Origin of the sequence: Agreia sp. VKM Ac-1783 (assembly GCF_900177765.1) — a bacterium.
Classification (GTDB): domain Bacteria; phylum Actinomycetota; class Actinomycetes; order Actinomycetales; family Microbacteriaceae; genus Agreia.
This window is the reverse complement of the sequence record NZ_FXWI01000001.1, coordinates 168,971-194,880: the sequence shown is the minus strand read 5'-3', so window position 1 is coordinate 194,880 and position 25,910 is coordinate 168,971. Positions and strand designations below refer to the sequence as shown.

General features: G+C 61.6%; 22 protein-coding genes. 11 read left to right on the top strand and 11 right to left on the bottom strand.

The window, feature by feature from the left end; translation table 11 throughout:
* Positions 1 to 50: 50 nt before the first annotated feature.
* The 3 genes from CCK87_RS00950 to CCK87_RS00940 all read right to left on the bottom strand — a co-directional run bounded on the left by CCK87_RS00950 (position 51) and on the right by CCK87_RS00940 (position 3,190).
* Complete coding sequence (locus tag CCK87_RS00950) at positions 51 to 1,148, bottom strand: acyl-CoA desaturase (protein WP_249273646.1); 1,098 nt, start codon at positions 1,146 to 1,148, stop codon at positions 51 to 53.
* A 155-nt stretch (positions 1,149 to 1,303) separates the two neighbouring features.
* Positions 1,304 to 1,738 (bottom strand): VanZ family protein, encoded by a 435-nt coding sequence (locus CCK87_RS00945; RefSeq protein ID WP_086459656.1) that lies wholly within the window; start codon positions 1,736 to 1,738, stop codon positions 1,304 to 1,306.
* Positions 1,739 to 1,801: 63 nt separating this feature from the next.
* The gene (locus tag CCK87_RS00940; RefSeq protein ID WP_086459655.1) at positions 1,802 to 3,190 is read right to left on the bottom strand and encodes a bifunctional dTDP-4-dehydrorhamnose 3,5-epimerase family protein/NAD(P)-dependent oxidoreductase; all 1,389 of its coding nucleotides are present in this window, start codon (positions 3,188 to 3,190) and stop codon (positions 1,802 to 1,804) included.
* A gap of 167 nt (positions 3,191 to 3,357) precedes the next feature.
* On the opposite strand from CCK87_RS00940, the gene CCK87_RS00935 reads away from it, so the two are divergent.
* The 5 genes from CCK87_RS00935 (at position 3,358) to CCK87_RS00915 (ending at position 8,506) form a co-directional block, all read left to right on the top strand.
* The gene (locus tag CCK87_RS00935; protein ID WP_086459654.1) at positions 3,358 to 4,497 is read left to right on the top strand and encodes an SDR family oxidoreductase; all 1,140 of its coding nucleotides are present in this window, start codon (positions 3,358 to 3,360) and stop codon (positions 4,495 to 4,497) included.
* A gap of 132 nt (positions 4,498 to 4,629) precedes the next feature.
* Complete coding sequence (guaD, locus tag CCK87_RS00930) at positions 4,630 to 6,027, top strand: guanine deaminase (protein ID WP_086459653.1); 1,398 nt, start codon at positions 4,630 to 4,632, stop codon at positions 6,025 to 6,027.
* 2 nt (positions 6,028 to 6,029) lie between these two features.
* The gene (locus CCK87_RS00925) at positions 6,030 to 6,731 is read left to right on the top strand and encodes an antibiotic biosynthesis monooxygenase (protein WP_170927097.1); all 702 of its coding nucleotides are present in this window, start codon (positions 6,030 to 6,032) and stop codon (positions 6,729 to 6,731) included.
* Positions 6,732 to 6,801: 70 nt separating this feature from the next.
* Positions 6,802 to 7,101: a hypothetical protein gene (locus CCK87_RS00920; RefSeq protein ID WP_086459651.1), complete on the top strand. Its 300-nt coding sequence runs from the start codon at positions 6,802 to 6,804 to the stop codon at positions 7,099 to 7,101.
* 88 nt (positions 7,102 to 7,189) lie between these two features.
* Positions 7,190 to 8,506 carry a UDP-glucose/GDP-mannose dehydrogenase family protein gene (locus CCK87_RS00915; RefSeq protein WP_086459650.1) on the top strand — a complete coding sequence of 439 codons (1,317 nt, stop codon included), beginning with the start codon at positions 7,190 to 7,192 and terminating at the stop codon, positions 8,504 to 8,506.
* 548 nt (positions 8,507 to 9,054) lie between these two features.
* Here the strand turns inward: CCK87_RS00915 and CCK87_RS00910 are convergent.
* The 3 genes from CCK87_RS00910 to CCK87_RS00900 form a co-directional block, all read right to left on the bottom strand.
* Complete coding sequence (locus CCK87_RS00910) at positions 9,055 to 9,579, bottom strand: LPXTG cell wall anchor domain-containing protein (protein ID WP_086459649.1); 525 nt, start codon at positions 9,577 to 9,579, stop codon at positions 9,055 to 9,057.
* A 76-nt stretch (positions 9,580 to 9,655) separates the two neighbouring features.
* Positions 9,656 to 11,494: a DUF4012 domain-containing protein gene (locus tag CCK87_RS00905; RefSeq protein WP_170927096.1), complete on the bottom strand. Its 1,839-nt coding sequence runs from the start codon at positions 11,492 to 11,494 to the stop codon at positions 9,656 to 9,658.
* On the bottom strand, positions 11,487 to 12,464 hold the full coding sequence (locus CCK87_RS00900; protein ID WP_086459647.1) for a glycosyltransferase family 2 protein: 978 nt from the start codon (positions 12,462 to 12,464) through the stop codon (positions 11,487 to 11,489). The genes CCK87_RS00905 and CCK87_RS00900 overlap by 8 nt, the downstream gene beginning before the upstream one ends.
* 110 nt (positions 12,465 to 12,574) lie before the next feature.
* Here CCK87_RS00900 and CCK87_RS00895 point away from each other — a divergent pair, with 110 nt between their 5' ends.
* The 6 genes from CCK87_RS00895 to CCK87_RS00870 all read left to right on the top strand — a co-directional run bounded on the left by CCK87_RS00895 (position 12,575) and on the right by CCK87_RS00870 (position 19,752).
* Entirely contained in the window at positions 12,575 to 13,975 is a 1,401-nt protein-coding gene (locus CCK87_RS00895) for a hypothetical protein (RefSeq protein WP_140162735.1), read from the top strand.
* A 314-nt stretch (positions 13,976 to 14,289) separates the two neighbouring features.
* Entirely contained in the window at positions 14,290 to 15,180 is an 891-nt protein-coding gene (locus tag CCK87_RS00890) for a glycosyltransferase (RefSeq protein ID WP_249273714.1), read from the top strand.
* Positions 15,177 to 16,340, top strand: coding sequence for a glycosyltransferase (locus CCK87_RS00885; protein ID WP_086459644.1), 1,164 nt, complete (start codon positions 15,177 to 15,179; stop codon positions 16,338 to 16,340). The genes CCK87_RS00890 and CCK87_RS00885 overlap by 4 nt, the downstream gene beginning before the upstream one ends.
* A 64-nt stretch (positions 16,341 to 16,404) precedes the next feature.
* Complete coding sequence (locus tag CCK87_RS00880; RefSeq protein ID WP_086459643.1) at positions 16,405 to 17,466, top strand: glycosyltransferase family 4 protein; 1,062 nt, start codon at positions 16,405 to 16,407, stop codon at positions 17,464 to 17,466.
* A 1-nt stretch (position 17,467) separates the two neighbouring features.
* Positions 17,468 to 18,508 (top strand): glycosyltransferase, encoded by a 1,041-nt coding sequence (locus tag CCK87_RS00875; RefSeq protein WP_170927094.1) that lies wholly within the window; start codon positions 17,468 to 17,470, stop codon positions 18,506 to 18,508.
* Positions 18,505 to 19,752 (top strand): oligosaccharide flippase family protein, encoded by a 1,248-nt coding sequence (locus CCK87_RS00870; protein ID WP_086459641.1) that lies wholly within the window; start codon positions 18,505 to 18,507, stop codon positions 19,750 to 19,752. The genes CCK87_RS00875 and CCK87_RS00870 overlap by 4 nt, the downstream gene beginning before the upstream one ends.
* 41 nt (positions 19,753 to 19,793) lie before the next feature.
* Here CCK87_RS00870 and CCK87_RS00865 read toward each other — a convergent pair whose 3' ends face one another.
* The 5 genes from CCK87_RS00865 to CCK87_RS00845 all read right to left on the bottom strand — a co-directional run bounded on the left by CCK87_RS00865 (position 19,794) and on the right by CCK87_RS00845 (position 25,608).
* Positions 19,794 to 20,762: a GDP-mannose 4,6-dehydratase gene (locus tag CCK87_RS00865; RefSeq protein ID WP_086459640.1), complete on the bottom strand. Its 969-nt coding sequence runs from the start codon at positions 20,760 to 20,762 to the stop codon at positions 19,794 to 19,796.
* Between the two features lie 4 nt (positions 20,763 to 20,766).
* Positions 20,767 to 21,753, bottom strand: a complete 987-nt coding sequence (locus CCK87_RS00860) for a GDP-mannose 4,6-dehydratase (protein WP_086459639.1) — start codon at positions 21,751 to 21,753, stop codon at positions 20,767 to 20,769.
* Between the two features lie 235 nt (positions 21,754 to 21,988).
* A complete protein-coding gene (locus CCK87_RS00855) occupies positions 21,989 to 23,476 on the bottom strand; it encodes a sugar transferase (protein ID WP_086459638.1) in 1,488 nt (495 codons plus the stop codon).
* Complete coding sequence (locus CCK87_RS00850) at positions 23,473 to 24,180, bottom strand: hypothetical protein (protein ID WP_086459637.1); 708 nt, start codon at positions 24,178 to 24,180, stop codon at positions 23,473 to 23,475. Before CCK87_RS00850 ends, CCK87_RS00855 begins: the two co-directional genes overlap by 4 nt.
* Positions 24,181 to 24,207: 27 nt before the next feature.
* Positions 24,208 to 25,608: a polysaccharide biosynthesis tyrosine autokinase gene (locus tag CCK87_RS00845; RefSeq protein ID WP_086459636.1), complete on the bottom strand. Its 1,401-nt coding sequence runs from the start codon at positions 25,606 to 25,608 to the stop codon at positions 24,208 to 24,210.
* Positions 25,609 to 25,910 lie beyond the last annotated feature (302 nt).

The window sequence follows — 25,910 nt, the reverse complement described above, 5'->3', positions numbered from 1 at the left end:
AAGCAGCGGCGCCGTAGCGTCAGCCGAAGCCGAAACCGCGGCGGCGGCGCCTAGCGGCCGAACGCCTGAGCTGCGGGGCAGTCGAACGGGTCGCCACCGGCAGAGAGCCCCACCCTGTTGAGGTAGCGGATCACGATGCCGTACGACTGTCGCAGACCGGTCTCGGTGTAGAGGATGTTGTGCTTCTCGCAGTACTCCTTGGCGATGGCCTGTGCCTTCTTGAGGTTGGGCCGCGCCATGTTCGGAAAGAGGTGGTGCTCGACCTGGTAGTTGAGTCCGCCCATGAACGTGTCCATGACGAAGCCACCGCGGATGTTGCGTGAGGTCAGCACCTGGCGACGCAGGAAGTCGACCTTGCTGTCGTGCGGCAGCGTGGGCATTCCCTTGTGGTTCGGGGCGAACGAAGCGCCCATGTAGACACCGAAGACGGCGAGCTGAACACCGATGAAGGCGAACGCCATTCCGGGCTCGAGCAGCAAGAAGATGACCGTCACATAGGCGGCGATACGCGTGGTGAGCATAACGATCTCGAGCCAGCGCTTGTCGACCTTGCCCTTGCCGAAGACCGTGCGGAACCCGTGGATGTGCAGGTTGAGACCCTCGAGCATGAGGATCGGAAAGAAGAAGTAGCCCTGGCGCTTGGTTGCCCAGGCGTAGAGGCCGCGCGACTTGGCCGCGTCTTCGGGCGTGAACGACACGAAGTCGCGCTCGATGTCGGGGTCTTTGCCGAGCACGTTCGGGTTGGCGTGGTGACGAGAGTGCTTCGTCATCCACCACGAGTAGCTGATGCCCACGAAGAGGTTGGCGAGCGTGCGGCCCGCGATGTCGTTGGCCTTGCCCGAGGTGAACACCTGGCGGTGCGACGCCTCGTGGGCGAGGAAGGCGAACTGCGTGAAGATGATGCCCAGTGCGGCGGCCATCAGCAGCTGCAGCCAGGAGTCGCCGAGAAGGACGACGCCGACGCCCACGCCGCCGAGTGCTGCGACGAGCACACCGAACATGGCGTAGTAGAAACCCTTGCGGCGGCGAAGAAGGCCGGCATCGCGAACGGTGTTGAGAAGCGCTGAATACTCGCTTGTCGGGCTGGTACGTGCACCGCCGGGCTTCGTTTTGGTGAACGTAACGCGCGGTTTGACTGTGTCGGTCACAAGGCCCCTCTCGGCCATCGGGCCCTCGCAGGGCAGCAAGACAACCAGGTTCTAGGGGTGACTTGATCTCACTCTAGGGGGCGGGGCGCGAGTTCCACGGATCGAGCCACGGATGCACGGACTACCGGCAGAGGATTGCCAGCCCAGGGCATTGCTTAACGCCGTTGCCTTCCGGACTGTACATAACGCAATGTGCATATAGCCGCGCCTCCGAGCAAGGCACCCGTGGTGTTGGCCGCGATATCGCCCGCCGAGGCGAATCGCATCGGCAAGAAGAGCGACTGGGTGAGTTCGATCGTGAGCGATGCGACGAGTCCGAGCAGACCAGATACCCACCACAGCGAAGGCCATGCCAACAGAGCGATAAGAACGCCGACGGGCACGAAGAGGGCGATGTTCGCCGAGAACTCGACGACCGAGTACGTGATCCAGTGCGGCATGCCGTGTCTATGCAGCGTCGCGATCAGTCGGCCGAGCGCAAGGTGAAAAGGCTTGTCGACAGGAGTGGGCCAAAAAGTGATCAGCACGACGCCGACGACGATGGCGCCCAGAGCACGCCACGCCCAGATTCGCGTGCGAGGGCTGCTCATTGCTCGAGGTTAGCCGACGAGTGTTTCGCCGCTGTTACCCGCGGCGACACCATCGGACGCCTGCTAGACGCCGAGATACTGCTTCAGAGCTTCGTCGCCGTCGCGAGGAACGAACCCGGTGGCCGCGAGCTTGCCCAACGGCAGAACGCTGCCGAGCGGCCGTGGCGCAACAGACTTGCCGGCGAAGTACTCCTCCGTCGACACCCCGGTGACATCCGAGGCGGCGTGCCCCGTGAGCTCGTACACGCGCGCCGCGATGGCCGCCCACGACAGGGGCTCGCCCTCGTTCGTGAGGTTGTACGTTCCAAATGAAGCACCCGAAGACAGCAGGTGCCGGATGCCTGCGGCCAGGTCGGTCGTGAAGGTGAGGCGCCCGATCTGGTCGTTCACGACGCTCGGCGTGATGCCACGCGACGCGAGCGACGCCATGGTGCGCACGAAGTTGTTGCCCTCGCCGATGACCCAGCTGGTGCGCACGATGTAGTGCCGGGGGACAGTGGACACCAGCGCATCGGCGGCGGCCTTGGTCTGCCCGTATACGCCCAGCGGCGAGAACGCCTCGTCCTCGGGGTGCTCTGCTGCGGTTCCGTCGAAGACGTAGTCGCTCGAGACGTGCACGAGGGTGAGGCGGTTCGCGGTGGCGACCGATGCGAGCAACGCGACGGCCGAGACGTTCGCGGCCCACGCATCCCGGCGGCCCGTGGCCGTCTCTGCCTCGTCGACCTTGGTGTAGGCGGCGGCGTTGATGATCGTGTCGTAGTCGCCCCAGTGCCGCGAGGTGTAGCTGGCGGGGTCGGCCACATCGAAGTCGGCGCGCGAGACGAACTCGGCGTCGGGGAACTCTGCACGCAGGGCGAGTCCGAGCTGGCCGCCGGCGCCCAGCACCAGGGTGCGCGCGCCCTTCATGGGCACCACATCGCCGAGGCGCGGGTGGGCCTGGTCTTTCGCGCTGATCTCGACGTCGTCGAGCGCGATGGGCCACTGGATGTTCGCGGTCTCGTCGGCGAGGTTGAGGAACGTGTACGAGGCGGCCGGGCTCCAGTGGTCGTTGACCAGGTAGGTGTAGGCCGTGTCTTCTTCGAGCGTCTGGTACGAGTTGCCCACGCCGCGCGGCACGTAGACGGCCCGCCCTGCGTCGAGCTCTACGGTGACGACGGCGCCGAAAGTGTCGCCCTCGCGCAGGTCGACCCACGCTCCGAAGATGCGGCCGGTGGCGACGGATACGTACTTGTCCCAGGGTTCCGCGTGGATGCCGCGGGTCGTGCCGGTCTTGCCGTTGAACGAGATGTTGTTCTGCACCGGTCCGAAGTCGGGCAGGCCGAGGGCCAACATCTTCTCGCGCTGCCAGTTCTCTTTGAACCAGCCGCGGTTGTCGCCGTGCACCGGCAGATCGAGAATGACGAGCCCCGGAATCGCGGTCTCTGTCAGACGCAGTTCTGTTGCTTCAGCCATCCGTCATACCTGTACTTTCTCTCGCCGCACGCGTTCGGTCGCGCGCAGCGAGCCTATCGGCTACGGGCGCTCGGTTCACCCCGGAGAGGGGGTCAGCGCCCGATGTTCACAGCGCTGAGGCAACGAATGTCGGAATATCGCCGTGGGTGGGCCGGTTCCCGTCAGCAATGACTTCCTCCAGCAACACCTCCTCCCCCGCTCCCTTCTCCCCCGCCCAGACCGATGGCGCCGCGCCCGCGCCCGAGCGGGTCGCGCTCGTCGTGGGCGCATCCGGCATTACCGGCTCGGCCCTGGTCGACCAGTTGGCGGGTGATGGATGGCGGGTGCTCGCGTTGGCCCGTCGCGAGGGCCGCCCGGTCGCCGGGGTGCAATGGATCTCGGCCGACTTGCGGTCGCCGGAGAGCCTGCGCTCGGTGCTCGACGGCCAGGGCATCAGTCACGTGTTCTTCTCTGCGTGGGCACGACAGAACACCGAGGAGGAGAACATCGCGGTGAACGGCGGCATGGTGCGCGACCTTCTGGCCGCCCTGGGCTCGTCGCCCGTGGTGCACGCGTCGCTGGTGACCGGACTGAAGCACTACCTCGGCCCGTTCGACGCCTACGCCCAGGGAGAGATGCCCGATACGCCGTTCCACGAAGAGGAGCCGCGCCTCGACACTCCCAACTTCTACTACGCGCAAGAAGACGAGCTGTTCGCCGCCGCCGAGCGACAAGGGTTCACCTGGTCGGTGCACCGCTCGCACACGGTGATCGGCCACGCGGTGGGCAACCTGATGAACATGGGGCTCACTCTCGCCACCTACGCCTCCATCTGCAAACACCTCGACATCCCCTTCGTCTTTCCGGGCAGCGAAACCCAGTGGAACGGCCTCACCGACATGACCGATTCCACCGTGCTCGCCGAGCAGATGGTCTGGGCCGCCACGACACCCGCCGGGGCGAACGAGGCCTTCAACGTCGTCAACGGCGACGTCTTTCGCTGGCGCTGGATGTGGCCCCAGCTCGCGGCATACTTCGGCGTGGAGCCCGTCGGATTCGAGACCGCGCCCCGCCCGCTCGAGCAGCAGATGGCCGGCATGGGTGAGGTGTGGGCGCAGATCGCGGCGAAACACTCACTGGTCGAGCCAGACCTCGACCGCCTTGCCTCGTGGTGGCACACCGATGCCGACCTCGGTCGCGACATCGAGGTGGTGACCGACATCAGCAAGAGTCGCCTGGCGGGGTTCCACACCCACCACCGCACGGTCGATTCGTTCACCGCCCTCTTCGATCGCTATCGGCGCGACGGTCTGATTCCCGCGGAGTAACGCATCGCCGCTGCTTAACGCGACAGAACGTAGTTTCGCAAGCCGTGTTTGTGGCACGATGTGGCTGAACAGTCTGGTGGCCGGGGGTCTGCATAACTCGTGCCTTTGTCGACGCTCGAAAGGCACGATCGCATGGCAATCACAGGTATCCGGGGCACCTTCTTCGACTTCGTCGACGATCCGTGGAAGCACGTGGGCAGCGAGCACGAGGCCGCGCGCTTCACTCTCGACGGTCTGCTCGTGATCGACGACGGCATCATCGTGGCATTCGGTGACGCCGACGACGTGGCCGGCTCGTATCCGGGCCTCGACCCGACCGTGATCTCCGACCGCATCATCATGCCCGGGTTCGTCGACGGACATATCCACGTGCCCCAGACGCGCGTGCTCGGCGCCTTCGGCCAGCAGCTGTTGCCGTGGCTGAACGACACCGTCTTTCCCGAAGAGGCCAAGTACGCCGATCGCGAGTACGCCCGCGAGGGCTCGGAGCGCTTCTTCGAGAACGTGCTCGCCGGCGGAACGACGACCGTGCAGGCCTTCACGACCACTTCGCCCGTCGCGACCGAGGAGTTCTTCGAGGCCGCGTCGCGGCGCAACATGCTCGTGATCGGCGGGGTCACGGGCATCGACCAGTTCGCCCCCGAGGGCACAACGAGCACGCCCGAGCAGTTCTACGCCGACAGCACCGCCATGATCGAGAAGTATCACGGCACCGGCCGCAACCTCTATGCCATCACGCCGCGCTTCGCTCTGGGGGCGACCGAGCAGCTGCTCGAGGCGTGTCAGAAGCTGAAGCAGGAGCATCCGGATCTGTGGGTCAACACCCACATCTCTGAGAACCCGGCCGAGATCGCGGGCGTGCTGCGGGCCCACCCCGACTGCACCGACTACCTGGGCGTCTACGAGAAGTACGGGCTCGTCGGCCCCAAGTTCTCGGGCGGCCACGGGATCTGGCTGTCTGACAACGAATTCGCGCGCATGAGCGACAGCGGTGCCGCCGTGGTGTTCTGCCCCTGCTCCAACCTGTTTCTCGGCAGCGGCGTCTTTCGCCTCGGCAAGGCGACAGACCCCGACAGGCGGGTGCGGATGTCGTTCGGCACCGACATGGGCGGAGGCAACCGTTTCAGCATGGTCGACGTTCTCGACGAGGCCTACAAGGTGGGCATGCTCGGCAACACGATGCTCGATGGAAGCACCAACCGCGTCACGCAGGATCTGGCGCAGTCGGAGCGCAGCAAGCTCTCGCCCTATCGCGCGTTCTGGTCTGTGACCCTGGGCGGCGCAGAGGGTCTCTACCTCGACGACCGGATCGGCAACTTCGAGGTGGGCAAGGAGGCCGATTTCGTGGCCCTCGACTACACGGCTGGACCACCCGCGATGGCCTGGCACCAGGAGTTGTTCTTCGACAGCTCCGGCCCCAGCACGATGGAGGAGGCTGCGCACGCCCTCTTCAGCATCATGATGGTCGGCGACGAACGCAACGTCGACGAGACCTGGGTCTCGGGTGTGCGCCTCTACAAGAAGGCGTGACGGTGAAGAACGAGCCTGTCGCCGTCTACCGGGAGGAGGCAGTCGTCGGCAGCGGCGGTTTTTCGGCGATCCTCACCGCAGCCGTGCCGCCCGGCCTGGATGACGAGTACGTCGCCTGGCAGAAGAAGATCTCCGACGCCGAGGCGTCGTTCGACGGGTTTCTCGGTCATCGTGTTCAACGCCCGGTCGCGGGAGAGCGACACGAATGGGTCGTCGTCGTGAGCTTCGACACCGAGGCGCACCTGTCGGCGTGGCTCGACTCGAGCGAACGTCGAGCGCTGCTCGCCGAGGGCGAGAGATTCAACCGCCAGCTCGAGGTCACGAAGACGAGCCTCGGTTTCGACTTCTGGGCGCAGCGACCGGATGCCGTGGGCACGGCCGCCAGGGCGCCCGTCGGCAAACAGAATCTGCTGGTTCTGATGGCCCTCTATCCGATCGTCTTTCTCTGGGGGTACTTCGTCAGCACGCCGCTCTTCGACGGACCGGGCGAGATCCCGTTCTGGCTGTCCCTGTTCGTGGGCAACCTGGTGAGCACACAGCTTCTCGGGTGGTGGGTCATGCCCTGGGTCTTCAGGCGCTTCGACTGGTGGCTGAAGCCTCGACGAGGAGCGCTCACGCATGTGGCGGGCTTCGCGATTCTCGTTGTTATCTACGCGTCGTCGATGGCGCTCTACGCCTGGCTGCTGTCGCTCGCCGCCGGGTAACTCAAAGTCAAGGCCCCCACGCGGGCCCACAGGTGCGCCAAGCTCGGTGTGCGTCGAACAAGGGGGAACTGTGAAACGCATACATTGCCAGGGCAAGCACTTCGTCACGACAGACGATCTCGCCCGAGCCGTTGTGAACTTCTCGCAGGCCGCTCAGAAGCGCGGTCGGGTCGTCAAAGTCGCTGTGCCTGCCATCGCCGACAATCACGAGTACGTCGTCGAACTCGTGCTCTCACCGGGAGAACCACTCGAGGTTCTCGATTCCGACGAGCAGCCGGTCGAGCTCGATACGGCTCCCTTCATACGCTCATTGTCTGAGCGCAGGCTTGCGTGGCGACGTCACACTGCCGCCGACCACGAGACGACGTAACGTCTCTCTTTCTTATCTCTGGTAATAATTGGAGAAAAGGAACGGCACAACGGAGTGCGTCGCCTTGCCACGAGGGGAAAGGCAGAAGATGAAGCTCTCTGTAATCGGCTGCGGCTATTTGGGCGCGGTTCACGCGGCCTCGATGGCCGAACTGGGCCACGATGTGATCGGCATCGACATCGACCAGACCAAAATCGACGCGCTGGCCGCCGGCAAGGCGCCCTTCTTCGAGCCGGGGCTTCCCGAGATCCTCACCTCAGCCACCGCCACGGGCCGACTGCGGTTCTCGACCGACCTCGCCGACGCCGCCGGCAGCCAGGTGCATTTCATCGCGGTAGGAACGCCCCAGAAGAAGGGCAGCTACGCGGCTGACCTCACCTATGTGAATGCGGCGCTCGAGGGACTCCTCCCCTACCTGTCGGAGGGCGACCTCGTGGTGGGCAAGTCGACCGTGCCTGTGGGAACTGCCGCGGCTCTCGCCGCGAAGGTCTCGGCAAGCGGCACCGGCGCCATGCTCGCCTGGAACCCCGAGTTCCTGCGCGAGGGCTTCGCCGTGCAAGACACGATCTCTCCCGACCGTCTCGTCTACGGGCTGCCGCCCGAATCGGGCCAGGCCGAGGCATCCAAGGCTTTGCTCGACGGCGTCTACGAGTCGGCGCTCAGCAAAGACACGCCCCTGGTGGTCACCGACTATGCGACCGCCGAGCTCGTGAAGGTGTCGGCCAACGCGTTTCTCGCCACGAAGATCTCGTTCATCAACGCGATGGCCGAGATCGCCGAGGTCACCGGCGCCGACGTCACGCAGCTGTCGACGGCGATCGGGCTCGACGACCGCATCGGCTGGAAGTTCTTGAAGGCCGGCGTGGGCTTCGGCGGCGGATGTCTGCCGAAGGACATTCGGGCGTTCACTGCTCGCGCCGAGGAGCTCGGCCGCGGCGAAAGCGTGGCGTTCCTCAAGGAGGTCGACGCCATCAACCTGCGTCGGCGCCAGCGCGTCGTCGACCTCGCCGTCGAGGCCCTCGGCGGCCAGGTCAACGGCAAGAAGATCGCCGTTCTGGGCCTGGCGTTCAAGCCGCACTCCGACGACATTCGCGACAGCCCGGCACTCGACGTGGCGGTGCAGCTGAAGGGCCGCGGAGCCAACGTGGTGGCGACCGATCCCGAGGCGATCCACACGGCCAGCCGTGTGCATCCACAGCTCACGTACGAGGCCGACCCGGCCGCTGCACTGCAGGATGCCGACCTGGTCGTGTTGGTCACGGAGTGGGATGAGTTCCGCTATATGGACCCAGCCTGGGCTCTGCCTCTGGTGAAGACCCCGACGATCATCGACGGTCGCAATACGCTGGATGCCGCGGCCTGGCGGGCAGCTGGCTGGACCTACACGGGCCTCGGTCGCCCGTAAGCTCGCTCCCTGAGCCTGCCGAATCGCCGGCCGCTCCCTGAGCCCGTCGAAGGGGCCAGCGGCGCCGCTCCCTGAGCCTGTCGAAGGGGCCGGAAACAGCGACTTCGACGGTGGCGACCTAAGCGGAGCTTTCTCACCATCGCTACGCCGCCGACTGCACATGGAGCGGCCCCGCCAGCCCGGACCCGAGCCGTGATTATCCCTGCAGGGACACGACAGTTCATAGTTAACGAGAATCACTCGATTTACCCAGATTTGCCCCTTAGGCTCCCCCTCATGGAACTTTCCGCCGTCGCGGCCTCGGTCGCTATCGTCTTTGCAGCGTGGACCTCGTTGGCTCTTGGCGTGGGTCTTGCGTTTGGAGCAGTCGTGCGCCGTCGCGATTCTGAACCCGCGCTGTCTGAAGCCACCCCACTTCGCTAGTTCGCGCTTCTCTGGACGCCAAAGAAGCGCGCTGCACGTTGCAACGCAAAAGGCCCCGAGCTTTCGCTCGGGGCCTTCCGACGTAAATCCCGTGAGGGACGGGCAACGTTAGTTGCGACGTATGACTAGGCTGCGCTCTTGTTGCGGCGAACGACGCTCAGCACGAAAACGAGTGCGATACCCAGAACGAGTGCGCCGCCGGCGCCCCAGACGATGAGCATCGGGGTCTCGAAGCCGGTGTTCGGCAGCGATCCGTTTGAGCCAGAACCGGTACCAGAGCCGGCCGCGTCAGTCGGCACGACCGTGAGTGTTCCGGTGGCGACGTTGGTGGCGCTTGAGACGGTGATCGTGTAGCTACCCGGCTGCGTTGCAGATGCGGTGTAGCTGACGGTTCCGTTGGGGCCTGCCGGCTTGCTGGCGGTGACGACAACCTTGAGCGCGCTCAGGGTGACCGCATCAGGAGCTGAGGCAACGGTCTGCTCTCCAGGCTGGAACCCGCCGAAGGAGAACGTGACAGGCGCGCCAGGGGTCACAACGACCGTCGCGCCGTTGTCACCGCCGTCGCCGTAGGCGGCAGCGTTGGCTGCAGTCGGAACCGAGAAGATGGCGAGAACGGCGAGAGCGCCGATCGCAAGAGCTTTTTTGAACATGAGAACTTCCCCCAATAGTTTGTGCTGAGCGCAACTCGAACGCCCGTACACCAGTCATGCCTCAATTGAGACTCTCCTACTGTAAGGCATTTTCACAGTCGACTTCGAGGGCCTTTGTTTCTAACCCGTAAACAAAAGGGGTGTGTTGCACTGAAACGGCCTTGCTTTGCGGCTTATCGCCCAGGAACTGGAAGTCAAGGACCGTGCTATCTCCCGGCGCGAGTTCTATCTCCACCTTGGACACACCGTAGCCCAATTCTGTCGACGGCTGGTACGCGACTGCTGCACCGTCTCGGCTCACGCCCAAGTTGTAGAGCCCCTCCGCCCCGTACGCAGCTATGTTCGTGCGTATATTGCCCGGTGGGATGCCGAACAAGCCACCGCCCGTAACGTATGCCGGAAGCGACGTGGCCGCGTCTGCTGGGGCCGTGTTGGTCAGCGTGACCCGCACCGAGTTGAGCGGTAGTCGGTCATTTCGACATACAGCTTGACCCGCCTCGATGTTCACCTGCAGATAAGGATCCATCTTGGCGGTGGTGCTGTCATTGAAGTACACGCCGAAACGTTGCTCTGTCTCCGAGCTCTGAGGCAGCCCTCCGGCCAGGGTCGTGCCCGCCAGAATCTGCTGGTCGTCATCATGGGCGCTCCACACGAGCACGCGGTTCTCATCGCTGGCCTGCCCCAGTGCGGCGACCAGAGCGGTGGGGTTGACGTCGCCGCTGGCGATTTTCTCGAAGACGGCCGCGGCAGCCGATGCGAAGAAGGCATCCTGCTCGGGCGGCTGCTCGTACTTGGCATAAACGTCTTGTAGCAGCAGCTTCACCGCATTCTCGCTCGTGAGCTGATCACCGCTGGGCAGAGCGATAGGCCCAGTGGCCTTCAACAGGTACGACAGGGCGACCGGATCGAGTGAAATTACTCCGTCGACCTGCAACCCATACTTTCTGTTCCACATTTCCCTAGCGATCTGGCCCGAGAGAGCGAAGTTAGGAGTGAAGTTGACGTCTTGCATGAACTCGGCTGTGTGGTCTCCGTAGAGCGACTTGGTGTCTAGCGGAAGCTCGATCACGGGTTCGGAGAACTGCCTGAAGCTACTGCCGGACGTCTGTTGGGTCAGCTTGATGGAGCCTGCATCTGTATTGATGAGGGCGAGCGCACCTGGAATGCCTCCGGTAGAGCGCAGTTCAGCGTTGTTCTGGAAAAGAAGCAGGTAGTTGCGCGGCCCGTCGGCACCGAGCATGGCCGGCAGCAACACCGATGCTTTACTCAGGATCGTCAATTCACCTGACGCCTCCGTGAGCTTGTCGAGAAGCTGTTGCCGCGCATTCGCCAATGGCTCGATGACCCCGCTGTCGTCGAGCTCATCGACTCGGGCCACGGCGCTTCCCACCGCGGCAGACGAGTTCGCCAGCACCCCCTGCGCATCGACCAAGGGCTGCAAGTCCACGCGCCCGTCGACGGGCTTGAAGTCGGTGAGACCGATGGAGCCGGCGAGGCTCGTCAGCGGCTCGATACCATCGCGCGAGACGTCGTTCACCGTAGATGAGAGTTCGCGCATAACAGCGAGATTGCCGCCGACCAACGGAACGACCTCGGCCGACCGCCAGACCGGATCGCTTGTTAGTTCGGCTGCGGACTGGGCATGCTTCCTCAGCTTCGTCATCGAGTCTGTGGCACCGGCAAGGTCTCCCGATGTGACCTGGGTTTTGAGCTGCGTCACCAGAGGGATCGCGGCCTCAAGCTCGCCTTTGGCGAGGTAGCCGCGCACACCAATCCACGCGACTGCAGCGATTAGACCCACAGCAAGCACCCCGACGATGAGCGCTACACGTTTCTTGCGCGGCTTCTTTCGTCGAGATCGACGATCGCCCCTACGGGTCGGCGGATTGACCGGCTTCTCCTCGGGCTCACTCATTCGAGGCATCCTCATAGCGAGTCGATCGGTTGCGCGAGGCCGCGCGGAGTCCTGAGATGACCCCGCCGAACGTGCCGCCTAGCTTCGAGAGAACTGCCTTTTCTCCTCGTGCGATTTTGATGATCGCAACGGTGAGTCCGCAGCACTTCTGGTCGCCCACGAGAAGGGCTCGCAGAACATACGACGCAGTCTGCGATCGTGACGAGTAGAGAGATAACGCGAGCGCCTCGTTGTGGCGCTGAACGATGATGCGCTCCCTCGTGTAGCTGGTGCGTTCGTCGCCGGTCGCCCGCTTTGCCGGAAAGTGATCCACCTGAAGGCCTGGATCGTATGCGGCGCCATATCCCTGGCTCGTCACGCCGAGGCTCAGAACGAACTCGTTTCGAGACTGTGCTCCTGTGCCCGCGACGAGGCGGCCGAGCGGCACTCTTCTGGCCGGCGCGACCCTCATGCTCATGTTCGCGCCCTTGACGTGTTCTGCAACGCGGAAGGCACCCTTGCCCAAATGATGGTTGCCGGCGATCTTGCCTCTCGTCAGACGCCCGACCGGAAGATCGGCGTGTCCCGAGATGCGGTCGCCATCCACGTTGTCACGGCCACCGAAGAGTCCGAGATTCGGGTCGGCCCCGTAAGCCTGCCGGATGCGACCGACCCAGTCAGGCAGAGCTCGCGCGTCGTCGTCAACGAACGCGATGACGTCGGTCGACGTCGAGCGGATTGCGGTCTGAAGTGCGAGGGCGAGGCCCGGTTCTGTGACGATCACCGTGCTCAGACCGGCAGCCGTAGCCACGGCCTGGGTTGGCGCATCCGAGCTTTGAGCGACGACAACGATCTCATCAGGGGTGTCGGTTTGCAGTCTCAATGCCGCAATGCATGCTTCAAGGTCGTCTGGTCGACCGACGCTGGCGATCGCCACTGTGACGCTCGGAGCCGAAGGTGTAGCCACTAGTCCCCTCCCCCAGGGCCGCATGCTTTATGACACCGCGAACAACCGCCACGAGCATCTTTTCCACTCGACGGTACCGCACGTCATTCCAGAAATTTGACGGTCCCCTGTAAGTTGACGCTATGGGGAAGAGCGTGACGCGCACCGTCGTAGCGCTGTGCGCTCTGATTGCACTGGGGGCTGTGGCCGGCGTAGCTGCGTCGCGACTAGACGTGCAGATCACCCTCTCGGTCCTGATCGTTCTGAGTGCGCTGTGCATGTACAACGTTCGTCGCGTGCTTATTTTCGCCGTCGTGCTCGTGCCCTTGATCTCTTTGGTGCGGAGACTGGTCAGCGGTGGCCGTGTCGATTCAGATCCCCTGGTGCTCGTTCCGCTCATCCTCGTGATGTCGGTTCTTCTGGTTCGCTTTTTCCACGAACACGAAAAGCAAACTCGTGCCAACTGGGTGAATCGACTCGTCATCGCCTTCGCAGTAGCCGTGGCATTCACGCTTGTCCTGCGCACTGTCACCGCAATCGCGCCCCTCTACGCCGCGGGCGCCATCGTCGTTCCCCTCATACTCATCCCCTTAGTCGTCGACGGCAGGGTGCCGGATGTTTGGCTCACCGCCGATCGGGTGATTCCAGTCCTCGGAATTCTGGTCGGGCTCTACGGGGTGTATCAGTTCTTCTTCCTGCCCGAATGGGACAAATCATGGATGATCGCGTCGGACCTCAACAGCATCGGAGCCCCCAACCCACTTGAGGTGCGTGTGTTCGGCGCCTCGGAGTCGCCGGGGCCTTACGCGCTCTTCGTGGGACTTGCGAGCGTAGTCGCCCTCGCGAAGGCGACCATCACACCGAAGCTGGTTGCGAGGGTTCTCTGGTTCGCGTGCGCTGCAAGCTTGACCGTTCCGCTGATTCTCTCGGGTGTGAGAACGGCCCTCCTAGCCGTAGCGATTTGCGCGGTCGTGTTGGCACTCATTCGAGGCAAGGGGTTCGGACGCTTCTTACCTATCATTCTTGTGGTTCTGGTGGCGCTCGTCCTGGTTCGAATCCTGAACGCTCTCGACGGCAGCTCGTCCATCTTGTCGGCGGACCGTTACACCGAGTTCGATTCCGACACCGACGGCTCATTCCAGGCCCGCCTCGGGATCCTGCAGTACTTCTTCAGCCCTCTCAAATACTTGGTGGGAAATCCGTCGGAAAATCGAGCCGACAGTCTGGTTGGCGACACGATCGTGCAGTACGGCTACATCGCCGGCATTCTTATCACCGTTCTGTGCCTACTCATTCTGTTGATCTCGCTAAGAAACATGGGAGCGCGCCGGGCAGAGACGGCGTCGTTGAGTTCTATCTTCATCGTGGTTTCAAGCGTTTCAGGCAATGTATTTCTCTCGACATTTGGCATCGTTATCGGCTTGGCATTCGCCGCGACGGCCAAAGCGTATTTCGCGTCCAGACAGACGCGAACGCCAATACCCGCCAACGAAGACCACCCTGACAAAAGACAACCGGACCGTTCGGGCAAATACCGTAAGCTGAGCGTCAATTAGCCGAGGGGCCGACGTCCCGAGGTCTCCATGGATGCAGCGCCGCATGCTCAAAGGTCGTGGTTCACAACGTCCTGCGAAGGGGAGCAGAGCTACATTCGGGGGGAATGGTTTTGACTGGTGTGATTGTGCACGAATGGCTCGAGCCTCACGGGGGCGCCGAGAAAGTCGTCGAAGAGCTCGCGGCGATCTTTCCTGATGCGCCCATCAAAGCGCTGTGGAATGCCGCGCCTGAGCGATTCACGTCAGACAGGGTTTCGGAAACGTGGATGTCGCGGACACCGCTTCGAAATCACAAGGGAATTGCCGTGCCCTTGATGCCCGCCACCTGGCGCCATCTGGGCAACAGCGACGCCGAGTGGATTCTGTGCAGCTCACACCTGTTCGCGCACCACGCCCGCTTCTCAGGTCCTGCTCGAGCGGCAGCCAAATATGTCTACGCCTATACGCCGGCGAGATACATCTGGAACCCCGAGCTGGACAAGCGAGGATCGTCTTTGCCAGCCCGGGCCGTGTCGGTGCCCCTCAAGAGGATCGATCGCAAGCGAGCCCAGGAGCCGCACGCAATTGCGGCCATCAGCAATTTCGTTCGCGACAGAATCAAAGAGAATTGGGGCCGCGACAGCACGGTCATCTATCCGCCCGTCGACGTCGAGGGATTCATCTCGGAGAGCGACGAGTTGAGTGAGCGTGAACAGAAGCTCCTCGCCACGCTGCCCGACACCTTTGTTCTCGGCGCATCCCGCTTCATTCCGTATAAGCGGCTCGATCTCGTGATCGACATGGGTATAGCGGCCGATCTCGATGTTGTCATTGCCGGCGACGGTCCCTTACTCGGCGAGCTGCAATACAAGGCGCTCGAACACCCCCGGCGAGTGACATTTGTGAGACGGCCCTCCCATGCGCTTCTCAGGGCCCTCTACATTCGTTCTCTCTTCTATATGTTCCCCCCTGTCGAAGACTTCGGAATCATGCCCGTCGAGGCGATGGCGACAGGAACGCCGGTAGTCGCAAGCGCCATCGGAGGCGCCTCGGAGACGGTGCAACATGGCAAGACCGGGGTGCTTCTCGAGAACTTCAGCGCGGACGAGCTGCGAGAGGCGGCGAAGACGGTGACAACAATGAAACCGGCGGACTGCGTCAGCCGCGCCTGGGCCTTCGACCGTTCGTCATTCGCGAAAGAGATCAGCGGGTGGGTCGGATCATGAGCCGCGGAGGCCCCCAGCTGCGGGTTCTGCACCTCGACCACACCCAGGCGCGCGGCGGTGCGGAATACGCACTGCTGAGGGTGCTGAAGAAAGCGTCGTGGGCGGCGACGCTGGGTCTGCCCGCAGCTGAGTCCGGGTCTTTCAACGTCTACGGCGCCCTGTCCGGTCTGCCAAACGTGACGGTCGAGACAATCGGACCTCGGCAACGGTTCGGCGCAAGCAGCAGCCGCTCGATCCTTGGCATTGCTCGATTCGCTGCGGCCGCGCTCGGCCAGGCCGTCAGCATCCGGCGCAGCAGAGCCTTCGCTCGCGCCGACCTCATCCACACCAATACATCGAGGGCAGCCGTCTACGCCGCCATCGCGAGCGTGGGTAGTGGCACGCCGCTTGTCGTGCACCTTCGCGATCTGGTCGACAAGCCAAGCCTGGGCTCCGTCGGATATGCCCTGTTCACCCGCATCGCGCTCGCGCGAGCTGCCGGTGTGATCGCGAACTCGCAGTCGACCCTCGCGTCTGCCACCCCTTTTCTTTCGAACAAGACGAAACACGTCATCATTCCGAGCGCCGCAGGCATCGAGTCCACCGGGCGCAGTTCACCATCGAAGGACGTTCTCACCCGAGTCGGCATGGTCGCGCGGCTCGACCCCTGGAAGGGTCAGGATCTGCTTATACGAGCGTTCGCCGGGGTCTTTCGCGGGGGCGAGGTACAGCTTCTTCTTGCGGGAGATGCGGCCTTCGGACACGAAGGATTTCTGGTCGAACTGGAGGGCCTCGCGCGGGAACTCGGCATCGAGGATCAGGTTCAGTTTCTGGGGCACATCGACGATGTGCCGGAGTTCATCGACAGCCTCGACGTGTGTGTGCAGGCGTCGACGAGGCCTGAGCCACTCGGGCAGAACATTCTGCAGTATCTCAGCGCCGGCAAGGCGATCATTGCCACTTCGGTGGGTGGTCCTAGCGAATGGATCCGACACGAGAAGTCGGGCCTTCTCTTCGAGATGGGCGACGAGGAGTCCCTGATGACAAACCTTCGCCGCGTGAGCCATGTATCGATCAGGCGCACTCTCGAAGACGGGGCTCGGCGCGCACCGGGTCTCCTCTCCGACGCTGAGGTCGCAGATCTGCACCAGGCATTTTTCAAGGAAGTGGCACGACCGTGACAATTGACAGGGTCCTGGTGCGGCACACAATGACGAGGGTTGAGAACGAGCAGTGAAAATTCATATGACTGGCTCCGAGTGGTTCTCGAGCCGTCAAGGCGGTCTTAATCGATACTTCGAAGGCCTCTACCTCGCGATGACGGCGAAGCCGGGGATACAAGTTTCTGGGGCGGCGTTCGGTGATCCCGCACCGGGAGGAACCTCATGGGGCCCCACTGGCGGCAGCACCGTGTCTCGCGTCCTGGCATCCCGCCGCGCACCCGACGCAGCCGGGATCGACATCATTGACAAGCATTTCTCGCTCTACGGGTCGCCCCGGCCCCCCAAGACAAGCCCGGATGCCGGCATGGTGGTTCATTTTCAGGGCCCCTGGGCGGCAGAAAGCGCGGTCGCCGGAGCCAACAAGCTCGTGACACGCGCTAAAACCGCTGTGGAGCGAAGTGCGTACAAGCACGCGGACGCCTTCATCGTTCTCTCTCGGCCCTTCAAAGAGATTCTTGCCAACAACTATGGCATGAGCGCCGACAAGATCCACATCATCCCGCCCGGCGTCAACATTGATGACTTCGAATTCAGCGATGAGACGTCGAAGCGAGGTGGCGCTCCCCAGGTTCTCTGCGTGCGGCGACTGGAGAAGCGCATGGGCATCGACGTGCTCATCAAAGCGTGGGAGGACGTGGATAAGCACTTTCCTGGTGCAGAGTTGCGCGTCGTCGGCACCGGCACTTTCGAACAGGAGTTGCGGTCGCTGGCGGCTGCTAGCTCGGCGAAAATCACTTTTCTCGGTCGCCTCGATGACGAGACACTGCGGCAGGAGTACAAGTCAGCGTCGATCACGGCGGTTCCCAGCCTCGCTCTCGAGGGTTTTGGACTTATCGCCCTTGAATCGTTAGCTACGGGCCGCGCGCCTATTGTCACCGATTGCGGCGGACTTCCTGATGCGGTGAGGGGCTTGGACGAGTCGCTCATCGTGCCGCGCGGATCGGTGGAGGCGCTGGCTGACCGCATCATTCAGGCCCTCTCCGGCCATGTGCCGTCGGCGCAGGAGTGTCGAGCTCATGCCGAGACCTTCGCATGGGACGTCATCGCACAGAGACATCTGGCGCTGTACGAAGGGGTTCGCTGACATGGTGAAGGTCGTCTTGATCAGCCTCGAGTGGCCCCATGCCGGGCATGTTGGCGGCGTCGGCCGCTATGCATTCAGGATCGCGGAGGAACTGCGCACGAAGGTCGATCTCACCGTCGTAACGCTGTCCGGAGGCACTCCGCTCGAAGGTGCCACCATGGTTTATGTTCCTCGCGTATCAGGTCGCCTCGCCCGGTATTATCTGACTCCGCTGCGGCTTCGTCGGCTGGTCGCCTCCATTGAAGCAGACGTAATTCATGCGTTCGGCGACGACTGGGCGTTGGCCAAGAATGGCGCCCCGATAGTGAGAACCTTTCTTGGCTCGTCGTTGGCCGAGGCACGTGCATCGCGTGGCCTTCGCAGCCTGAACCACTACGTTCTCGCTCTGACCGAGGCATGGTCTCGAGCGCGAGCCAAGTACAGGATCGCAATCGGCCCCGATTCCTTCGACACTTTCCGCTGTGACATTCTCATGCCGCCAGTGACGAAGGTGCCGCAAGTCAGCGGCGTCGACAAGTCGGAAGCGCCTTCAGTCGTCTTCATCGGCTCGTTTCACGGCCGTAAGAGAGGATGGCTCGTCGCCCGGGCCGTGCGGGAGGCTCAATCCAAGTCGGGCCTGCCGATCACCCTCTCGGTCATCGGCCCCGCCAACGACCGAGAGAATTGGTCGACCGACACCATTCATATGTCGGGCGCCTCCGACGAAGCTGTCAGGGAGACCGTTGCTTCGTCATGGGTATTGATGGCGCCGTCGGAGTACGAGGGTTTCGGCATCCCTCTTTATGAGGCAATGGCTCTGGGTACCTACGCCATCGTGACCGACAACCCTGGCAGCTCATACATCTACAACGCCGTCCAGCCGACGCCTCCGATCAGCCTCGTGCCTGAGCGCGAACTACGGAGTGAGCTCGAAAAACGGATTCAAGGAACCGGCACCCTCTCTACGCCAGAACAACAGGCCGCCTCTGCAGCCGTGGACTATCTGACATCCGAGGCATCCGGCGATCGGCTAGTGGACATCTACCGGCGACTATCTCGATGATCAAACTCTTGCGGTCGTTCTTCGATGGGAGCCGCCCTTCATTTGCACGCTTCTTTCAAACAGCGTTCGTTACATACGCGGGGATGGGTCTCAGCCTCGTCTCCGCTCCGATTTTGGCAAGGACGCTGGGACCCGACGGAAGAGGGGTATTAGCCGCAGCGTTTGTCGCTACTCAGGTCCTCTCCTGGGTAGCGTTCCTCGGGTTACCGCGTGGACTTTCAGTCCAGGAACACAGACGGTCATCCGTGTCTGGGTGGGGTGTCGTCGTTATTGGCGTCTTAGGGCCAGCAAGTGCCGCCCTAGCCCTTGCAGGATCTGAGACCCTGTCGAACGGGGACGAACGGATAGCGTTGGGCATTCGTATCGGAGCCACGGTTTTGATTTTGACGGGACTAAGCCAGCTGGGGCTGGAATACGTGTTGATCAAAGGGCAGATGTGGCGATTTAACCTGGCGCGGATAGCTAATGTTGTGCTGCCTTCGGTGGGCTATATCGTCGCTTTCGTCCTTGGCCACCTAACGCTTGAGGTTGCCTTCAGCATCACCTTCCTCGCGAGTGTCGTTGCCACTTTGCTTGGATGCATCTACGCCATCCCGGCCCTACGACGAGCCCGCCGGGTTCCAATTCCATGGAACTTTAGTCTGCGATATTGGACAACGTCAGCCTTTGATAGCGTGGGCGGTCGCCTTGATCAACTTATTCTCACCTCGTTGAGCCCCGCGTCAGTGCTCGGGGTCTACACGGTGGCAGTGACGTGCGCCAGCGCGTCAGGCGGGCTGACTCAGGCGTTGAATCACGTGACTTACTCGAAGTTTGCCGGGGCAAACGCCTCCTTGCACGCGAACACATCCGTTTTACGACGGCGCACTCTCATCGGCGGCGCAATGTCGATTGCGGTGGCGGTTCCGGTACTTCTTATCGTCATCTTTTACGGAACATCGCTGTTTGGCCCTGGGTACGAAGGCTTGCCCCTCGTCACAGCGATCCTCATCGTTTCGCAGTTCTTGAACGATCAATGGCAGCTGCGCATTTACTTGGACTCAGCGAGCGAAGACGCCCGTTCACTGACACTGTCGTCAGGCATGGGGTTGGTGGCACTTGCATCAGCTGCTGCGCTCTTCAACGCTGCCGGCACACTCACCGGCGCGCACATGGCCATTTGCGTCGTATTATTCGGCGCGGTTCGACTCGGATCTCGCACAATACTCCGCCGGTATCGCCCAGCGAACTCGAAGCGTCTTTAGACTCACATCAGTTTCCCCAGCTGCGCCGAACGCCAAATGGACTACTGCTGTCGAAGGATTCTGAGGTCCTCATCGACCATTGCTTCAACAATTCCGCGGAATGAAACAGTGGGCGCCCACCCTAGTACCCGGCGAGCCTTGCTTGCGTCCCCTACCTGTTCCGCTGGGTCAACGGGACGGGAGAATTCGGAATTAATCGACACCACACTGCGCCAATCATCAATACCCACTCTGGCGAAGGCGCATTCGACGAAGTCGGCAACAGAGTGAGACTCACCGGTAGCGATAATGAAGTCATCGGGGCGATCGACGGTCAGGGCCAGACGGATTGCGTTTGCGAAGTCTGGCGCCCACCCCCAATCACGACGCGACTCAAGGCTACCGAGCTCGAGTTTGTCTTGAAGCCCGCTTGCGATTCTCGCTGCACTTGAGGTGATTTTCCTCGTCACAAATGACTCTGGACGCCTAGGCGATTCGTGATTGTAGAAGATGCAGCTGGATGCAAACATGCCACGCTGCCGGTAGACACCGACGATATGGTGCGCGTAGGCCTTCGCGGCCCCGTATGGGGAGGAGGGATTGATAGGAGTCAACTCAGTCTGCGGCGACTCACTTGCTCTTCCAAAGATCTCAGCGCTGGATGCCTGTGCGAATCGGACCGCTTTCCCAGTTCGCTCCTGAATCCTCCAAGCGGACTCGAGCAGCTGAGCGACGGAAATGGCATTCACCTCAGCAGTCAAAACAGGATCTTGCCATGAGCGGTAAACGGAGCTCAAAGCTGCGAGGTTGAAGATTTCGTCCGGGGCGACAGATCGTACGACGTCATCTATATCGCCGGGCGAGGCAACGTCCAATTCATGAAGCTGTACCGACTCCATAGGTACTGACGGCAAATCGGCTGCAGTCGATGAACGAACGATTCCGTGGACCTCGTACCCCGAGGCGATAAGTAGCTCCGACAGATAGAACCCGTCCTGTCCCGATATCCCGGTAATAAGAGCTGTAGGCATCTGATCAGATCCTCGCCAGGCGCTTCTGTTCTGCGACGTCGTTCTCCACCATCATGCTCACGAGGGAAGGGAAGTCCACTTTGGGTTCCCATCCGAGCACAGATCTCGCCTTTGTTGAGTCGCCGATCAGCAGATCGACCTCGGCGGGGCGCATGAAGCGGGGATCCTGCTTGACGTACGGCACCCAATCATCGATGTTTACCGCCCTGAAGGCTAGATCCAGCAACTCGCGGATCTCGTGAGTCTCGTTGGTCGAAATGACGTAGTCATCGGCCTCATCCTGCTGCAGCATTCGCCACATTGCGTCGACGTAATCGCCGGCGAATCCCCAGTCACGTCGCGCATCCAGGTTTCCCAGGGTGATGTCCTGCTGCAGTCCCAGTGAAATGCGGGCAACCGCCTGAGTCACCTTGCGCGTGACAAATTCCGGTCCGCGGCGAGGGGACTCATGGTTGAAGAGGATTCCGGACGACGCGTGCATACCGTAGGACTCACGGTAGTTGATGGTCATGTAGTGGCCGTAGACCTTTGCGACACCGTAGGGCGACCTCGGCCACAGTAACGTGTCTTCGTTTTGGGGAACTGTCTGAACCTTGCCGAACATCTCCGAACTCGATGCCTGGTAAAACCGCACCTTCTTCGGGTCGTCGTGCGAGTAGAGCCTCACCGCCTCAAGAGCATTCAACACACCCATTCCCGTCACCTCTGAGGTCAGGTGTGCGTTCTCCCATGAGTAGGCGACGAAAGAGATGGCTCCCAGATTGTAAAACTCGTCGGGCTGCGACGACTCCAGTGCTCGGAGGAGACTGGATAGATCGGTGAGATCCCCAGTAAGTATCTTCACGCCGGGGACTGTCGTCTCTACTAGTTCTCGCTTGGGGTTGTTTTGACCTCGCATGAGGCCGAAGACCTCGTACCCCTTATCCAGGAGCAGTTCTGCAAGATAGAGGCCATCTTGGCCGGTGATTCCTGAAATGAGGGCGCGAGGCATGGGATTCCTTATCGATGATTGGTCGTGCGACGGTTGTTCGTTTAGGCGGAGACTGGGCGAGGTGTCGAGTGGCCCGTCTGACAACCGGTCGTCGTGCGGTCGGCATGCTTCATAGATAACAAATCCCCCCAGAGTGTTGTCGCCATCGTAGCGACTTCAAATAACGTCCGTGTTGCAAGCTCATTGCATCTCTCGACATCGGTGACGGTCCTGGTCGCATCGGTCAACCCGGGTCTCAATAGGCGCCGTCGCGCGCGATGACAGCCTTCGCCGTGCGCCACAAGATATGAATGTCTCCCGTGATGGACCAGTTCTCCACGTAGTAGAGATCCAGTCGCACAGTGTCCTCCCATGAGAGGTTCGATCGACCGCTGACCTGCCACAGACCGGTGATGCCTGGTTTCACAAGGAAGCGACGGTGCACGTGCGGATCATACTGATCGACCTCACGTTCGAGCGGCGGGCGAGGGCCCACGAGTGACATGCTTCCCCTAAGAACGTTGAAAAGCTGGGGCAGCTCGTCTAAGGAGAATCTGCGGAGTGTCCGTCCGATCGGCGTTACTCGAGGGTCGTTCTCCATCTTGAACAGAATCGAATTGCCCTTGTCACGATGCTGCGCACGAAGCTGCTCGAGCATCTCTTCGGCATTGGTCACCATGGATCTGAATTTGAGCATGAGGAACCGGGAACCGTTGATGCCGATACGTTCCTGACGGAAGAAGATCGGCCCGGATGAACTCAGCCTGATACTCACGACAATTATCGCCAGCAGCGGTGACAAAACGAGAATGAGAAGCAGAGCGGCGACGATGTCGAATGCTCGCTTCGTGAATTGCTTAGAGCCCGTGTAGCGAGGGGTCTCGACGTGGATCAGGGGCAACCCGGCTACAGGCCGCGTGTGAATACGTGGCCCCCCAATGTCTGTCAGGCTCGGCGCAACGACAAGGTGTTGTCGCCCCGGTTCCAGGCCCCAACTGATCTCACGAATCTTCTCGGCAGAGAGACTCTCGCTGCTCGCAATCACCACGGTGTCAGCCCCAGTGCTGGCCATCGCCTCAGCGAGACGGTCAATGCTGACGAACACAGGTATGGATGTGTCTTGTAGATATCCGGCTACGGACCCATCCGGAACGCATGCACCCACGACAAAATATCCCGCCGATGGCGAGCGCGCCAGCTCCTTCGCCAGGTACGTCGTCGATGCCTCGGATCCTACGAGAAGAACGCGGGACGAGTACTCTCCGCGGGCTCGCTTCACACTTAGCCACTGTCGCCACATCCACCGGGAAAACAGCAGCACCAAAACGCCCAAGGGGAAGGCAATCAGAATGTAGCCGCGCGCGAAGTCGATTTTGAAGAGAAACGCAACAATCGCTACCAGTCCGAAAAGACGAATGCTCGCATCAGCGATGAGCCGATATTCCTGGGTGCCGGTACCGAGAACGCGGTAGCTGCGCGTACCAAAAATGCCGAGCAGCAACATCCATGCAACAACGATGAGTACCGACATTGTCGAGTAGGTCAACGCAAACCCACTAAAACGCCCGCTGACCTCGACATCGGAACTGGTCAGCCCGAACCATGCGATCTGCGTTCCAAAGATAACCCAGACGAGAACGAGTAAATCTGTGACGACAAGGCCGTAGGCATAGCGTCTGCGCCAATCCCTGGTAGCTCCTGACGTGCCAGCGGCGAAGAGCCGGTGGGCCTTTTGTCCAATCATTGTTCTCCCGCTTGAGCTGAGCGGAAAGGCGCTGGCCCAGTTGCGAGATTACCACTACGCAACGCATCGTTGTGATTTCGCTCGGGGGCCAAGCTTGTTGCCGCCCGAAGACTCTGGCTTACAGCGGTGACTGCGGCAAGAATGAATTGGCCCGCTTCATCGTAGGTCTCAAGTGATCGACGATAGGGATCAACGATGTCGTCGTCGACTGGTCGTGTGACGATGCGAGAGAGCCCCCTCATGGACGAGACCTCGGCGATGAAACCACCCAGTCCCTCTCGGTTGCGCTTCCCAGGATCAGCATCTGCCCTCGGCATGCGCTCGGCATGCGTCTCGAGCAAACGCTGAAACTCACGCAGCGTAAACGTCTTGCGAGACGCTCTGGGCACCAGCGAGACGACAGCTGAACGGTGTTCGCGCGCAGCAACGAGGACGAGGTCAGCTCGTTTGACTCCGGCCGCGGATAAGTCCCTCGCCGCGTGACCAGAAGGGTCACCGCCGAGAGCCTGTGACAAGGCGGCAGCCTCAGGTGTCATGGGCCTACCTGTAAGCGCATGCGTTCCCGCGCTGCGCGTGCTGATGAGGTCAGACAACGAGCGCGTCTGAGAGCGAAACAATTGCTCGGCCAAGGGCGAACGACAGATGTTGCCCGTGCACACGAATAGCACGTCGAAGAAGTCACCTTGGGCATCCGACTCGATCATGACGGCACTCCTGTTGACGTTGCTCGCTTACTTTGAGGCGATCTCGCCCGGCAATAGGGCGTCACCGTATGTATACCCATACCCGTACCGACCATGACCGTATGCGTCGGGACCTTTCGTCGGGAGCATCGTCAGAACCACTCCCGAGACAGGCGCATCCACATTCGCGAGAGCAGTAAATGCACCCCTCAGTTGATTCTTGTGAGTCCGCCCGGCAGCACACACCACGATTGTTCCCCCTACAGTGCGAGCCAAAATTGCTGCGTCAGTGACGGGCAGAAGCGGAGCTGAATCGAACAGAACAACGTCGAAGGCTCGGTTGAATTCGCTGACCAATTTCAGAAGCGCATCCGACCCGAGTAGCTCGCTTGGGTTCGGCGGGATGGTTCCAGCCGGAAGCACGAATAGATCACGCTGACCCCACGGCTGGATGACGTCTTCCGGCTCCGCGCGCCCAATGAGCAGATCGGTGAGTCCGACTGCCCCCTCCAGCCCCAGATACTCGTGGATCTTGGGGCGGCGCAGGTCCGCGTCGACTAAGAGAACTCGTGAACCAGCATCAGCCAGAGCGATCGCGAGATTGACTGCAGACGTACTCTTGCCCTCGCTCTGAATAGAAGAGGTGATGACAAAGGAGCGGCTTTCACGCCCGACATCCAGGTACTGCAGATTCGTTCGCAGCGTACGGAACGACTCGGCCCGAGGACTGCGAGGATCGTCGTGAACGATGAGGGGGCGTTCCGCTGCCTTCGAGTCGAAGACGATTCCACCCAGGATTGGGGCATCGGTGATTGCCTCGACGTCGCGTTCACTGCGAATCCGATTGTCGGATGCCTCGCGCAGAACGGCGATAGCGATTCCTAGAACGAGACCGACCAGGCCACCTAGCGCGATGTTCAATGGGATATTTGGGCTGACGGGAACTTGAGGAACTTCGGCATGCTGTACCAGCGTGAGCTTGACCGGCGACGTGGTCGATCCTGTGTCGGCAGGCGTCTCGATCTTTTCCACAACCTTGGTGAGGCTCTCCGAGACGGCCGTGGCAATCTGGGAGGCAAGAGCCGGATCGACATTGGTCACTCCGATCTCGATCAGCGTCGTATTCAGCGGAGCCGTGGCCGTCACCATTGCGGCCAAGTCCGCGCTACTCAGGTCGAGGCCAAGCTCGGCAATAACTGGTAGCAAGACAATAGGGGTGGTGGCGAGATCAGCGTACGTCTTCACCCTCTGCTGCGAGAACGTGTTGCCCTGCTGCAGATCCGAGACGGACGATCCGCCTGACGTCGAGACAAAAACCTTGGCAGACGAACTGTACTTCGGTGTCTGCAAGATCGAGAAGCCAGCAGCTGCACCAATACCGACGAACAGGAGTACTGCGATCAGAACCCAACTCTTCTGCAGGATGCGTGCGTAGTCGCGAAGTTCCACTTCAGCGGCCTTCCCCTCGAGGTCGATTCAGCATGGGGGTCAAAATTCCCCCTCCGTCATGGTGCCACAGTTATCGAATGGTTCTTTCTTTGTCTCGTTACGTCGACGTAACGCCACTCCTACTATCAGTTTGCCTCTCCGCTACCTCGTCTCGCGCTTCGCTTGGCCACCGACGACCAGTCAACTCGTTCCACGGCTCGCTTCAAGTCGAGGATCGACACTGTATGTGAGGTGAAACGCCACTTGACCTCGGCCGACGTTCGGCCCTGTCGGAGAAGTTCATCGATGACCGGCCATGTAGC